At 40.6% G+C, this 13,907-nt stretch carries 11 protein-coding genes; 8 read left to right on the top strand and 3 right to left on the bottom strand.

The genetic code is table 11. The features are described from left to right. Both L650_RS0107640 and L650_RS23630 read left to right on the top strand, forming a co-directional pair. On the top strand, window positions 1-3,113 hold a 3,113-nt coding region (locus L650_RS0107640), incomplete at its 5' end, for a PKD domain-containing protein (protein WP_029772741.1). Between the two features lie 272 nt (window positions 3,114-3,385). After that, window positions 3,386-3,607, top strand: coding sequence for a hypothetical protein (locus L650_RS23630; protein ID WP_128081051.1), 222 nt, complete (start codon window positions 3,386-3,388; stop codon window positions 3,605-3,607). A 49-nt stretch (window positions 3,608-3,656) separates the two neighbouring features. Here L650_RS23630 and cysZ read toward each other — a convergent pair whose 3' ends face one another. Further along, a complete protein-coding gene (cysZ, locus tag L650_RS0107625; protein WP_171044755.1) occupies window positions 3,657-4,370 on the bottom strand; it encodes a sulfate transporter CysZ in 714 nt (237 codons plus the stop codon). A 387-nt stretch (window positions 4,371-4,757) separates the two neighbouring features. Here cysZ and L650_RS0107615 point away from each other — a divergent pair, with 387 nt between their 5' ends. The 4 genes from L650_RS0107615 (at window position 4,758) to L650_RS0107595 (ending at window position 9,244) form a co-directional block, all read left to right on the top strand. Next, the gene (locus L650_RS0107615; RefSeq protein ID WP_029772738.1) at window positions 4,758-7,022 is read left to right on the top strand and encodes an EAL domain-containing protein; all 2,265 of its coding nucleotides are present in this window, start codon (window positions 4,758-4,760) and stop codon (window positions 7,020-7,022) included. A 158-nt stretch (window positions 7,023-7,180) separates the two neighbouring features. After that, entirely contained in the window at window positions 7,181-7,651 is a 471-nt protein-coding gene (locus L650_RS0107610) for a GNAT family N-acetyltransferase (protein WP_004588851.1), read from the top strand. Between the two features lie 268 nt (window positions 7,652-7,919). Further along, window positions 7,920-8,789, top strand: coding sequence for an MYG1 family protein (locus L650_RS0107600; protein WP_029772736.1), 870 nt, complete (start codon window positions 7,920-7,922; stop codon window positions 8,787-8,789). A 122-nt stretch (window positions 8,790-8,911) separates the two neighbouring features. Beyond that, window positions 8,912-9,244, top strand: a complete 333-nt coding sequence (locus tag L650_RS0107595) for a YnfA family protein (RefSeq protein ID WP_029772735.1) — start codon at window positions 8,912-8,914, stop codon at window positions 9,242-9,244. A gap of 44 nt (window positions 9,245-9,288) precedes the next feature. On the opposite strand, the gene L650_RS0107590 is transcribed toward L650_RS0107595, so the two are convergent. Next, window positions 9,289-9,894, bottom strand: coding sequence for a TetR/AcrR family transcriptional regulator (locus L650_RS0107590; RefSeq protein WP_029772734.1), 606 nt, complete (start codon window positions 9,892-9,894; stop codon window positions 9,289-9,291). A gap of 2 nt (window positions 9,895-9,896) precedes the next feature. Further along, the gene (locus L650_RS0107585; RefSeq protein WP_029772733.1) at window positions 9,897-10,760 is read right to left on the bottom strand and encodes an alpha/beta hydrolase; all 864 of its coding nucleotides are present in this window, start codon (window positions 10,758-10,760) and stop codon (window positions 9,897-9,899) included. A gap of 252 nt (window positions 10,761-11,012) precedes the next feature. On the opposite strand from L650_RS0107585, the gene speA reads away from it, so the two are divergent. Next, a complete protein-coding gene (gene speA / locus L650_RS0107580; protein ID WP_029772731.1) occupies window positions 11,013-12,935 on the top strand; it encodes a biosynthetic arginine decarboxylase in 1,923 nt (640 codons plus the stop codon). Between the two features lie 3 nt (window positions 12,936-12,938). Next, window positions 12,939-13,862 carry an agmatinase gene (speB, locus tag L650_RS0107575; protein ID WP_029772730.1) on the top strand — a complete coding sequence of 308 codons (924 nt, stop codon included), beginning with the start codon at window positions 12,939-12,941 and terminating at the stop codon, window positions 13,860-13,862. Window positions 13,863-13,907: the final 45 nt, after the last annotated feature.

The raw sequence follows: 13,907 nt of genomic DNA, 5'->3' as shown, positions 1-13,907 counted from the left end.
GCGACGGGCAAGTCTCTAGTTATCAATGGCAGCAGCTGTCGGGGCCTGAATTTACCTTTACAGCTAATGGCAATATACTCACAGTAACGGCCCCCAGTGTAGAAAGCGACACTGATTTTAGCTTTTCGGTGCTAGTAACCGATAATGACGGCGCCACTACAGAGCAAGTATTCTCTGGGACTATCACGGTTCAAAATACGCCTCCCACAGTTAATATTACAGGCCCAAGTAGTGCACTGGCTAATACCCAAGTGAGTTTAATTGCTAATGCACAAGACATAGATGGCACAATTAGCGCCATAGTGTGGGTACAATCTGCTGGCTCCTCCATCGAATTTAGCCAAACTGAAGGTGAATTAAGCTTTACCGCCCCAAATGTAAGTGAAAATGAAACGCTTGGTTTTAGTGTTACTGTAACCGACAATGCCGGGGGCACTGTACAAAGCAGTGCCACGGTACTTATTACGCAATTAAATAGCGCACCTAGTGTTACCTTAGCTGGGCCTGACGAGGCAATGCAAAATGAGTCAGTGACAATAACAGCTACAGCGCAGGACAGCGATGGCACCATTAGCGAGCTAAGCTGGCAGCAAACAAACGGCCCCGTGGTCGAATTTACGCAAACCGACTCCAGCATTACGTTTAATGCTCCAACAGTTGCTCAAAATACCAATATTACCTTTTTAGCCACCGTTAGAGATAACGACGATGCAACTAATAGCGCCCAAAAAACGGTGATTGTGGTGGCGCCTAACAATCCGCCTGTGGCAGACGATGTAACCGTTGAGGTGCAATATAACTTAAGTGCTGAATTTAATTTGACGGTAAATGATGCCGATGGCGATACGGTACAAATTACTTTTCCAGATGACCTAGAAGGGGCGCAGGTGAGTGTTATTGATGCCCAAGCGCTGCGCTTTAGCTATACACCGCCTGTAAATAGTATTTCTCCAAAAAGCTATACACTGACCGCCAGTGATGGTGAAGACAGCACTAACTTTTTACTTAATACGACAATTATTGATACCAGCGCTGCAACGGTGACAGAAATAACGCCTAATGGGGCAGATGAAGCGGTATTGGTCGACAACCCCATTAGCATTACGTTTTCTGATGTGATGCTGAGCAGTTCGTTAACCGTAAATAGTAGCGCGGGGAGCTGCGAAGGCAGTGTTCAGGTATCAAGTGATGATTTTGCAAGCTGTGTTGCACTTAATGTAGAGAGCGTATCTGGTGCGCCTGATGAGACGAGTGACTATTTTAAAAACGTTAACTTAAGCGCTGATTTTTCAGAAAACACGCTTTACAAAGTGCGTGTAAATGACCAATTAGTTAATTTTTCTGGTACTGCTGCGACAGCAGGCCAAGTGAGTGAATTTACCACCTCAACCCAAGATTTAAAAATAACCGAACTCATATCGGTGCAATTTACTAATGATACGCCCTGGGTAGAGATTTATAACGGCACAGGAGAGGCTGTTAATTTACAAAACTATTCATTAAAAACGCGCGCAATTAATATGCTTGATAGCTCAGTGAGTGCAGAGCAAGTATTTACATTACCCAACAAAGTATTAGAAAACGGCAGTTATATTTTACTGCAAAGTCGTTTTGGTGATGAGTTTTTAGCAAGCGCGGCACTTAATAACCCTAAAATTGTGCTGGTGGGTAACCAAAGCGATGCGCTACGTCCTTACTGGTATATAAATGGCTTTGCAGAGTTATTAAATAGCGCCGCCACACAAACAATCGACTTTGTTAAATTTGGTAATTCTACCCAGCAACCGGTTAGTGCCACGCAATGGCAAGGCGATAACGCACCACAAATGCAGGCCGAGCAAGGCTCAAGCTTAAAACGTGCGCTTAATGCAACAGATACTAATCAAGCAAGTGATTGGGTTTACTCAGTGTTTAATACGCCGGCAGGGCAAAATGATATTAGCTGTGATACCGATACAGATTTAGATGGGATCCCAGATTGCAGTGAGCAAGAAGGCGCAACGTTTGGCGGGCTGCCTTTATATGAATGGGGCGCGCGGGAAAATCAAAAAGATATATTTATAGAAATTGATTATATGGACAGTACCGATATAGGTATTACGCCACAGCGTACAGCATTAGAAAAAGTAGTGAGCGTATTTGCAAGTAACGGTTACACAGTGCATTTTGATGTAGGCGATTTGTTTGACCAAAGCACAGGTATTTCCACCGCTAACTTTGATTTAGGAGGCGGTACAACCGTACCGTTTAACAGCTACACGCCCTTTGAATATGACCAAGGTACCGCTAATTTATTTGCCTATAAAATGGAATATGCCGATACAACGCGCCGCCCAATTTTTCATTATTTATTAATGGCAAACAGTGGTAACGAAGATGGCAGCATTAGTGGCTCGGGCATTGCTGAAATAAATGGTAATGACCTAATGCTGACTATGGGCGGATGGGGGTTATCGGTTGATGATCAAACATCACAAAATGTGACGAATAATTACCAAGCGTCTACTATTTTTCATGAGTTGGGACATAATTTAGGGCTTTATCATGGCGGCGACGAAGAAGTGAACTTTAAGCCAAATCATTTAAGCTCTATGAATTATCTATATCAATTAACGGGGCTTGCAAGCATAGGTAATAACGAAGGTGACCGTTATTACGACCGGTTTTATACCAACAACATTAACTGCGACCTTGTGCCAAATACTAATAATCAAACAGGATCAACGGATGATTTTATCATTGATTATTCAAACGGCAGCGCTGCAAATATAAATGAAAGTGCTATTGATGAAAGCGCAGGATTGAACAGGCCTGGCTCTGAGGCGGTCGATTATAATTGTAATGCAATTTTAGGCGATACATTAACTAACTTTGATGCAAACCAAGACTCGCAAATTACTGTATTAACGGATACCGATGAGTGGAGCATGATTAACTTACAGTTTTACTCACAAAGTGCAGGTAACCGATTTGGTGTGGCAAATACAATGAGCCATAAGCTGTATCAACAGCAGCGTGCTCAAGCTGTTTCTACTTCATTGCCTAGCTATATAAAAGAAGCAGCGCCAAGCGAGGCTATAATTAACCAAATTAAAGCAATTAAAGAGCGCTAAATGAGCTACCGATTTATAAAAGCTGCACTTTTACAAGGAGCTATTATTTTTTTAGTTGCTGCCTGTAGCCAAGGCGCTATTAATAAAGCCAGTAGTANAAGCCAGTAAATTGGCAGCAAAGGCGTGTAAACGGGTGCAGCACGTGTTTAATACAAAACGACTCTGTACTTCAGCCCGAGGGCATAACGCGTTTTAATACGCTTTATAAAGATGGGGAGTGGGTTGCAGTACAGGAGCAAAGCAGTTTAAATGTTATAAGGTTAAAACTGCCTTTGCACACCCCCTATTTGTATGTTGAGCAATTAGGTAACGGTGAACTTAAATTGTTTAATCAGCAACACACTTATAAAACTAAAATAGGCGAAGTCATTAACATTACTTTTAAAAAGCAGTTATTCTCGATAGTGATCACAGCGTTTACTTTACAAGATGAAAAAAGTGCAACACTGCCAAGGCGCGCAAGACTAAATTACACTGCACTTAAGTTGATATAGATAAAATAAAAGCACCAAAAGGTGCTTTTATTATTTGCCATAGTGTTTGTTAGCCCGCTCGGTATTTAGAGCGATAATTATCTACCCACAAACGAGTAGCGCCACACACAGCAACGGGCATAACAATTAGGTTAACAAATGGGATTGCAGTGAGCAGCATAACAGCAAAGCCAAAACCATAAGATAAACCTTGTTTAGACTTTAAATCGTCTTTCATTTGCTTAAAGCCTACTTTATGGTTATCGAAGGCAAAATCTTTGTATTGCACAGCATACATCCAACATGTAAATAAAACCCATAACACTTGTCCAATAACGGGTAAAATCCACAACAAAATAAAAAAGCCAATAGCGCGGGGTAAGTAATAGCAAAGCTTTGTCCACTCTCTGCCTACCATGCGTGGAATGTCTTTTACTAAATCAGCAAAACCGTCGTCATTTATTTTTTGACCCGTTAAATAAAGCTCTACTTTTTCGCTGAGTAGTCCGTTAAAAGGGGCTGCAATAAAGTTGGTTATTACCGTAAATAGCATGCTGTAACTAAATAGCACCACAAGCACGGCAATGGGCCACATTAACCATTCAAGCCAGCTTAGCCACTCAGGTAACATGTTGTTTATATAATTAAAGCTGTCGCTTAACCAACCAAATAAAAAGAATAATGAACTACCAAACAATAAAATATTAAGTAAAAGTGGAATAAGCACAAAGCGCTTAAGGCCTTTTTGGCTAATTAATTTAAAGCCTGAAAAAAAATATTCCATACCTTGTATGATCTGCACAGTAACCTCAAAAAAGACTCATATCTGCATGCAGTATAATTAGACTGATAATTTTGAACAGCCTTTTTAAGTAACAAAGTGTTAAACCTGCAAAATTTTTAAAAAGTTTTAGAGTGTGTTGGCTGGATTGTTTTTGTTATGGATGTTTATTTTTTGTTGCAAAATAATGTAGGCTTAACGCATACTAAAGTTGTTTTTTTACCTATTTTATTAAAAAACAATTTCCATAATCGTAATAATAAAACTCGCGCTGTAAGTTTATTAACTATACTCATTTTAAATATATGAACTAAGAGCAGGAATTTGTTGATGCACTGCACTTTTTTAAAGTGCGTAGCAACATAAAAGTACCTAGATGCATGGTGAAGTATGAATACTGCAAAACTAAAACAATTGTTATCTCACCAGCAGGATATATTATCTAAAATCGCGTTAGGCATTGCCTTAGACGATATTTTACAAGATATTTGTTTAGCTATAGAGCAAGTTATTGAAGACAGCTCTGCAAGATGCTCAATACTGTCTTTAACAGGTAATCAGTTATTTCATCGTGCTGCCCCAAATATTGACGATGAATATTTAAAGGCAATTAATGGTGTGTTTATAGGCCCTAATGTAGGGTCTTGTGGCACCGCGGCTTATAAAAATGAGCGAGTTATTGTGCAAAATATTGACCTTTCGCCCTTGTGGGAAGGTTACAAAGATTTAGCGCACAGCTACGGTTTATATTCTTGTTGGTCAACCCCGATTATTTCAACCACCAGTGAAATATTAGGCACTTTTGCTATTTACCACGGCGCCCCTAAAGCGCCTACACAGCAAGATTTAGAACTCATTGACTATTTTGTACACTTTTCTAGCATAGCACTTGAAAAAAGCGCAGAGTCGCTCAAAGCTAGGCAGCTAGTGGCAGACCTGCAAAAAAGTAATGAAAAATTTAAAGCATTTACGCAAGTGATGCCCGATCTTATTTTGATTTTGAACGAAGAGGGCGTCTATACCGATATTTACGGTACCTCGAGTGACTTATTACTTGAATCGCCCACCGATTTAATTGGTCAAAATGTGCAAGACTTGTTCCCAGTTAAAGATGCCGACATGATCATGGGGATTATTAAAAAAACCATTCGCACCAATGAAATGCAAATATTTGAGTACGATTTAGCCGTGCCCAAAGGCCACATAACCTTTGAAGGAAGAGCGGCTGCACTTACTAACTACCAGCCAGAAAAACCAGAACTTAAGCACGTAGTGTGGATGGCAAGAGATGTAACCCTTCGCAAAAAAGCCGAGCAAGAAGTTCAACGGCTTGCGTTTTTTGATCCACTAACAGGGCTCCCTAATAGACGAATGCTCAGCGACGGCCTAGCAAAGTGTGTAGAGCGTATTAAACGCACCAAAAAAACGGGCGCATTGCTGTTTTTAGATGTTGATAACTTTAAAAGAATAAATGATTCATTAGGCCACGGCGCCGGAGATCAAGTATTAATAGAATTAGCAAAACGCTTAGGTGGCGTAATACGATCATCTGATACTTTAGCTAGAGTGGGCGGTGATGAATTTATTATTTTACTCGAATACATTGGCGAGCATAATCACCAAGCCTGTATTGAATCCGAAATAGTCGCTAAAAAAGTACAAGGCGTGTTTAATGATAAGTTTGCAATAGGGGAGCTGGCATTTCAAGTTAGTTGCAGTATAGGTATTTGCTTAATTAACGAAGAGCACACAGCCACCGATAACATATTAAAATTTGCAGATACTGCTATGTACCGCTCTAAGGCAAAAGGCGGCAATAGCTGCAGCTTTTATGACCCTAAACTGCAAACTTTACTCGAAAACCAAGCCGAATTAGAAACGGATATTGTAAGAGCAATCGCAAATAACGAATTTTGTGCGTATTTTCAGCCGCAAATTAGTATGCAAGGAAAGATAGTAGGTGCAGAAGCCCTGATAAGGTGGATGCACCCTAATAAAGGGGTTATTGCGCCTAATCAGTTTATTCCTATTGCAGAGCAATATGGCCTGATTCAAAAACTGCAAAACATAGTGCTTCGCAATATATGCAGCCTTATTAATCAACTTAATGAAAAAAACATGATAGATGAGCACTTTAGCGTATCTATAAATATTAGTCATATACAGTTTAATTCTGCGCAGCTTACCCGTGAGCTCTGCTCTACAATTAAAGAGTTCAACATAAAACCGCAGCATATTAAACTTGAGATCACCGAAACCATGCTATCGGGCGATATTGACAGCACAATAAAGCAAATGACGGAGCTACAAGAACAAGGTTTTGTGTTTTCTATAGACGACTTTGGTACAGGGTATTCCTGTTTAGCCCATTTAAATGCGTTCCCCGTAAAGGAAATAAAAATTGATAAAAGTTTTATCGATAAGATTTTAGATAAAGGCAAAGGCTTTAATATTGTTAATACGATTATAAGCCTGGGCAAAAGTTTAGACATTACTGTTGTTGCTGAAGGTGTAGAGCAAGAGGCGCAATTTGAGTTACTAAACTTGCTCAATGCAGATTGTATACAAGGCTATTTAGTCGCAAAACCTATGAATGCCAGTAATTATATTAAGTGGCATGCCCATCAATTAAAAAAGCAAAGCCTAAGTGCTTAGCAGGCTGTGCGTCGTTTTTGTAAATTAAGCTAACGTTTTAATAAAGCTATTTTTACCTTATTAAAACATTTTGTTTAAACAACACTAGGAACACGCGTATTAAGTATATATTATGAAGCCACTATAACGATTCAAAATAATAAAATGGACGACAAGAGATGCAGTTAGTCGAATTAACCCCTAAGGATCCTGATGTAGTTAATGTGTTTGCAGATATAGATAGACTGATAAACTCCTTATACCCCGTGGCTACAGCCCAATCTCTCAAATTAGAAGAATTAAGCAAAGACAACGTTTACGCAATTGGTTTAAAAAACGAAGATGGCATTATTGCCTGTGGCGCTATTGTTAAGCAAAATGACGGCGCACTATATGGCGAAATAAGGCGTTTATACGTAAAACCAAGTTACCGTGGTAGAGGTTTTTCAAGACGCATAATGCAAAACCTCCTGCATTACGCCGGCGAAACAAAAATTCCACTTATCCGATTAGAAACAGGCCCAAAGCAAACCGAATCAATTAGTTTATATGAAGATTTAGGTTTTGCGCGCTGTGCAAGCTTTGGCTCGTATCAAGATAACCCACAAAGTGTATTTATGGAGCTTGCTCTGAGCCCTGAGCCAGAATAAATAAGCTATTTACTACTGTGTGCCTATAGCTGACTCTGTAGGCGCAAAAAATACTTCACTGTTTTTCAATGCTATCTTCGTATAAAATTCGCCACGTATATTTAATACCTGTGCACAGTAATACTTAATGATTTTAAGAGGCAAAACCTGGCTATAAACAAGCTTTTTTGCTTCAAAATAAATTACTTGATTAAGCAAACGGGTATAAACCTTTATTTAGCACTTCATAAGTGAGAATTTTATCTTTTTTAAAAGTAGCCCAAAACCAATGAGCGATTTAACAGTAGTAACCCACAGTGGTAATTTCCATGCCGATGACGTGTTTAGTATTGCGGTACTTAAGCATGTATTGCCTGCCTTTAACTTGGTACGAACCCGCGATAAAGCAGTAATAGAAAGTGCCGATATTGTTGTTGATGTAGGTGGTGAATACAACCCTGACACAGGACGCTTTGATCACCACCAACGCTGCGGCGCAGGCGAGCGCGAAAATGGCACGCCATACTCGTCATTTGGCTTAATTTGGAAAAAGTATGGTTTAGCACTGTGTGATAATAACCAAGCGGTGGCTGATAGAGTTGACGCTGGTTTAGTCTCTACAATTGATGCCATAGATTGTGGTTACGTTAAGGGTGTGGTTGAGGGCATAACGCTTAGCCAAACGCTTTCTATGTTTAATCCAACATGGGAAGAGGAAGGCAACTTTGATGAATGCTTTGATGAAGCCGTTGAGTTTGCAGCGCGTTTATTAACCCGTTTTATTGCCTCAGCAAAAGGAAGCATTAACGCCAAAGATATTGTTGCAAAAGCAATAGAAGAGGCAAAAGATCCCCGCGTGATTATTTTAGAAAAATACACACCATGGAAAAAAACAGTACACCATTTATCAAGCGACGCTTTATTTATGGTTTACCCTTCGCAAAACGGCCAATGGATTATTCAAACTGTACCAGTAGAGCCAGGCTCGTTTGAAGATAGAAAGTCACTGCCTAAAGCGTGGGCCGGTTTATCTGATGAAGAGTTTCAAGCTGAAACAGGCTTAGACGACGCCGTATTTTGCCACAATGGTTTATTTATAGCCGGTACTAAATCGTTCGAAAGTACAATGAAGCTGGCCGACGCGGCCCTAGCTGAGTAACCTGTTTTACTTAAATATGGGTAAAAATTTTTTACCCAGAATTCGCACTATTTTAGCTGAGTAACTAGTTTGCAGTTACTTAGCTTTATTATGCTCTCGTTATTTAAATCACGTGAGGTTTTATGTTTGAAGTAAAAACTATCGCGCTATTTATTATTACCGCACTGGCAGAAATTATTGGCTGTTACTTACCTTATCTTTGGCTTAAAGAAGATAAATCCATATTCCTTTTAATACCTGCAGCAATCAGTTTAGCGCTATTCGCGTGGTTGCTAACGTTACACCCAGCAGCCGCTGGACGGGTGTATGCCGCGTATGGCGGTGTGTACATATGCGTGGCTTTACTGTGGTTATGGGCAGTTGATGGCGTAAAGCTTACAATGTGGGATGTAGTGGGCGGGGCGGTTGCCTTACTGGGCATGGCTATTATTATTTTTGCACCTAAAAGCGCTTAAAATGTACGCCATATTAAAGGTAAAAAACGCCTTACAGGCCACAGTTAACGCATATATCGCGCAATTAAATTGCCAACTACTTTTTTATAAGTAAGCGTTAAAGCTGGATTATCTATTAAGCTTGTTTGTACAACATGCCCGGTATATAAGCCATAAAATTCATACGCAAAAATGCTCGGCTCTTTGTCTTGGCTAAAGTAGCCTTGTGCTTGGCAGTTAACTGCAAGTTTAGTGAGGTAGTTAATCATTTTTAAGTGTTGGTCTTGCATAAACTGCCTTACCAAACAGTTGGGGCTTGCTTTAAACTCTACCGACGCTTTAATGAGCGGGCAACTTGCCTGCTTACCAGGCGATACCGTATCTAAAAAATTGAGCCACTCAAGCCAGCGTTGCTGAAAATTATTTAAGTGAATTAACGCATCTTCATCAGCAGATATATCAACAACCTGTTTTCTAAACTCTTCTTCGGTGTAGGCCAAAATAGCCACTTGCATATCTTCTTTATTGGCAAAGTGTGAGATCACCCCAGTACGCGACATGTTAGTCACTGCCGCTATTTTTCCTATCGACAAGCTATATAAACCATGTGCAGCCGCATAGGCCATTCCTTTGTGCAAAATATTGCGTTTAGTGCTCTCACTTTTTTTCATTGTTAATCCATAAAGCGTGTTATTTGGTCGTACACGTATTGGCTTTTTAAAATGCGCACGTGCCCCAGCTCTTGTGTGGCCACAAGTGTTGCGGGTGTGTTCTCAGTTAATAATTTTATTGCCTCAAAGCTTGCCACTGAGTCATTTTTATCATGAATAAACAACATGTTTTCGTTAATTTTATCTTTAGAATGATCAGGGTGAAGGTTTTGCCAGTTAATACCATATTTGTCTGACACCTTATTAAGCATATTTTCTAGCATGAGCTCAGAAATACCCACTTGCCTGACCTTAGCAAACATGGCTTCAAATATTTGTGCAGGGGCAGAGATCATCACAATTTTTTTATTCTCTAAATAATGAGGCGCTAAGTTTAACAAAGCAACACCGCCCATAGAGTGTGTAACGACTCTATTAATTGTAATATTTTGCCCATTAAAGTACTCAAAAGCCGCTGTTAGCCCCTGCATATACCCGTATAAGTGCGAGGTATTGCCGTGCGAATAGCCATGGCCTATGTGATCAATTGAGTAAACATTAAAGCCTTTTTCAAGCAATTCATCTATTAAAGCAGTAAACCGATTAGTGCTATCGGCCCAGCCATGAGATAAAAATACCGTTTTAGTGTTTTCGGCTTGGCTAAAATAGTACAGGTTTACAGCGCCAAGCTCGGTAGTAAGTTTAATATTAATTGGCTGTATACATGTTCTAAATTCGTATTGGCGTCGGCTATGCGGGTTACAAAATACCTTCATGGCAAGGCGGGCACTGAGTTTAGGAAATGTTTTGGTCAGACCAAAAGTGGCAGCCTTTGTTATTTTAGAAAATTTAGGTGGCTTGTTTTGATTAAAGTAAATTTGTTTCATGTTTATACCAAATAAGTACAGTTGTTCTATTTTATCTTAAAAAAGTACAGCTGTACTTATTTTTTTAGCCGCATAACCAGCTTGCTTTACTAAAGGCGGTTAGCTGTAAAAGCTAAGGTGTAGGTGTTTTTTCTCTCAACACTAAAAATCACTCGTTACGAGTAAAAATACTTGTTGGACTTAAAAGTCTATTTTTCTTTTAATGCGCGCAACTAGCCACACCGGCATTCATTAAATACAAGAGAAAGATAAATGAAAGAGACAACATCACTAGAACAAGCTCGCACGAGTTACAATGTTCGTCATTGGAGCCAAGGTTTTTTTGGTATTAATGATCAAGGTGATGTGTATGTTGCCCCAAAGGCTCACGCCCCAGAGCAAACTATTGCACTTACAGATATTGCAAAGCAGCTAGAAGAAAAAGGCTTAAGCTTGCCGGCTTTAGTGCGCTTTCCACAAATTTTACATCATCGTGTGCACAGTTTATGTGACGCGTTTAATACCGCGATTGAAAACTATGGTTACCCAAAAGATTACTTATTAGTTTACCCAATTAAAGTAAACCAACAACGCGAAGTGGTTGAAGAAATAGTAGCAAGCCAAGCCGAATTAGAAAAAAAACAATTAGGCCTTGAGGCGGGCAGCAAACCAGAGCTATTAACTGTTTTGGCAATGGCAGAAAAAACCAGTGCAGTAATTGTATGTAATGGCTACAAAGACAAAGAGTATGTGCGCTTAGCGCTGATTGGCGAAAAGCTAGGCCACAAAGTATACATAGTGCTTGAAAAACTCTCTGAGCTCGACATGGTACTTAGCCAAGCAAAAGCGCTAAATGTTAAACCACGTATTGGTATTCGCGTTCGTTTAGCATCGCAAGGCAAAGGTAAGTGGCAAGCAAGTGGCGGTGAAAAATCTAAATTTGGTTTATCTGCGTCGCAAGTTTTACATGTAGTAAACCGTTTAAAAGACGCAGGCCAGCTTGATTTAATGCAGCTTGTGCATTTTCACTTAGGCTCGCAAATGGCAAACATTCGTGATGTGCGTTTAGGTGTGAGCGAAGCCGCGCGTTTTTACTGTGAGCTACGCAAATTAGGTGCAAGCATTGAGTGCTTAGATGTAGGGGGCGGTTTAGCTATTGATTACGATGGTACCCGCAGCCAATCGCATAACTCAATGAACTACAGCTTAGCTGAGTATGCAAATAATATTGTGTACACCATAGGCGATACTTGTAAGCAGTACGCGCAGCCCATGCCGACGATTATTTCTGAGTCGGGGCGTGCACTAACGGCGCACCATGCGGTTCTTATATCAAACGTGATAGGCACAGAAAGCTACACGCCAGAAGAGTTAGTAGCGCCAGCAGCGCCAGCAGCAGATGCACCGCTTTTATTAAATAATATGTGGGCATCGTTTGTGCAGTTAACCGATTTAACGGATGACCGCGCACTGATTGAAATTTACCACGACAGCCAAGGGGATTTAGCAGAGGCGCATAACCAGTTTGCACTTGGGCTTTTAGATTTAACGCAGCGTGCGTGGGCAGAGCAAGTTAACTTACGTATTTGTTATGAGCTTAACAAACACATGGATAACAAAAACCGTTTCCATCGCCCGATTATTGACGAGTTGAACGCACGTTTAGCCGATAAGTTTTTTGTAAACTTTTCGCTTTTTCAATCGCTTCCTGATGCGTGGGGGATTGATCAAGTGTTTCCGGTATTGCCATTAAGTGGCTTAACCGAAGCACCAAAAAAACGTGCTGTATTACTTGATATTACCTGTGATTCAGACGGCGCGCTTGAGCACTATGTTGATGGCCAAGGCATTGAAAGCACATTACCCGTGCCTGAGTACAGTGCTGATAAACCTTACTTAATGGGCTTTTTCTTAGTGGGTGCGTACCAAGAAATTTTAGGTGATATGCACAATTTATTTGGCGATACGCACAGCGCCATTATCAATATGGATGAGCAAGGCGTTGCCAGTATTAGTGAAATAAACCAAGGTGATACCGTAGCCGATATGATGCGTTATGTACATTTAGATGTTGAGAGCTTTCAGCAGTCGTACGCGCAGTTAGTGTCTGCAAAAATAGATAAAAATGAACAGCAAAGCGTTTTAGACGAGTTGCAGAGCGGCCTTAATGGCTACACTTATTTAGAAGAGTTATAAGCAATGTCTAGTTTGTTTGGTCATGTTGACCACTCATTGTATTCAAATGGGATGACGTTTTTACGTCGTCCTATGGTGCAAAACATTAATGCCATTGATGCAGATGTCGTTGTACTAGGCTTACCCTTTGACTTAGCAACATCGGGCCGCCCCGGTGCACGCTTAGGGCCCGATGCCATTCGCCGTGCGTCGGTACATTTAGCCTGGGAAGACACTAAATACCCGTGGACATTTCCTTTGTTTGAGCGTTTAACGGTTGCTGATGCGGGGGACTTTACTTATCCGGTAGGCGATCCTGAGTATTTTACGGCACAGCTAGAAATGGCTGCAGAGCAAATACTTCGCCAAGGGGCAACGCTGTTAGGCCTTGGTGGCGATCACTTTGTAACGCTTCCGCTATTGCGCGCGCATGCAAAGATACATGGCAAAATGGCACTGGTTCATTTTGATGCGCACACTGATACATACAGCAATGGCTCGCGCTTTGATCACGGCACTATGTTTTATCATGCACCCATGGAAGGGCTGATTGATGTAGAGCACAGTATCCAAATTGGTATTCGTACCGACTTTGATCAAAGCAAACATGAGTTTGCAGTGATTGATGCAATGCAAGCTAACGATTTGCACGCCAATGAAATAGCAGCGCAAATACGTGAGCGAGTAGGCGACTTACCCGTTTACTTAACGTTTGATATAGATTGTTTAGACCCAGCATTTGCACCAGGTACAGGCACACCTGTATGCGGTGGTTTAACATCTGATAAAGTGCTTAAAATACTGCGCGCACTAAAAGGCATAAATATGGTGGGTATGGATGTGGTAGAGGTTTCACCGTCGTACGACCAAAGTGAGCTTACCGCTATTGCCGCAGCAACAATTGCCAGTGAATTATTGCACCTGTGGACACATAAAAATAAGTATTAACGCTATAAGTTAAGCACTACAAAAAGGTATGCACTGGCATACCTT

The organism is Pseudoalteromonas sp. TB51, assembly GCF_000498055.1.
In the GTDB taxonomy this organism is placed as follows: Bacteria; Pseudomonadota; Gammaproteobacteria; order Enterobacterales; family Alteromonadaceae; genus Pseudoalteromonas; species Pseudoalteromonas atlantica.
This window is presented reverse-complemented; position numbering and strand designations above follow the sequence as displayed.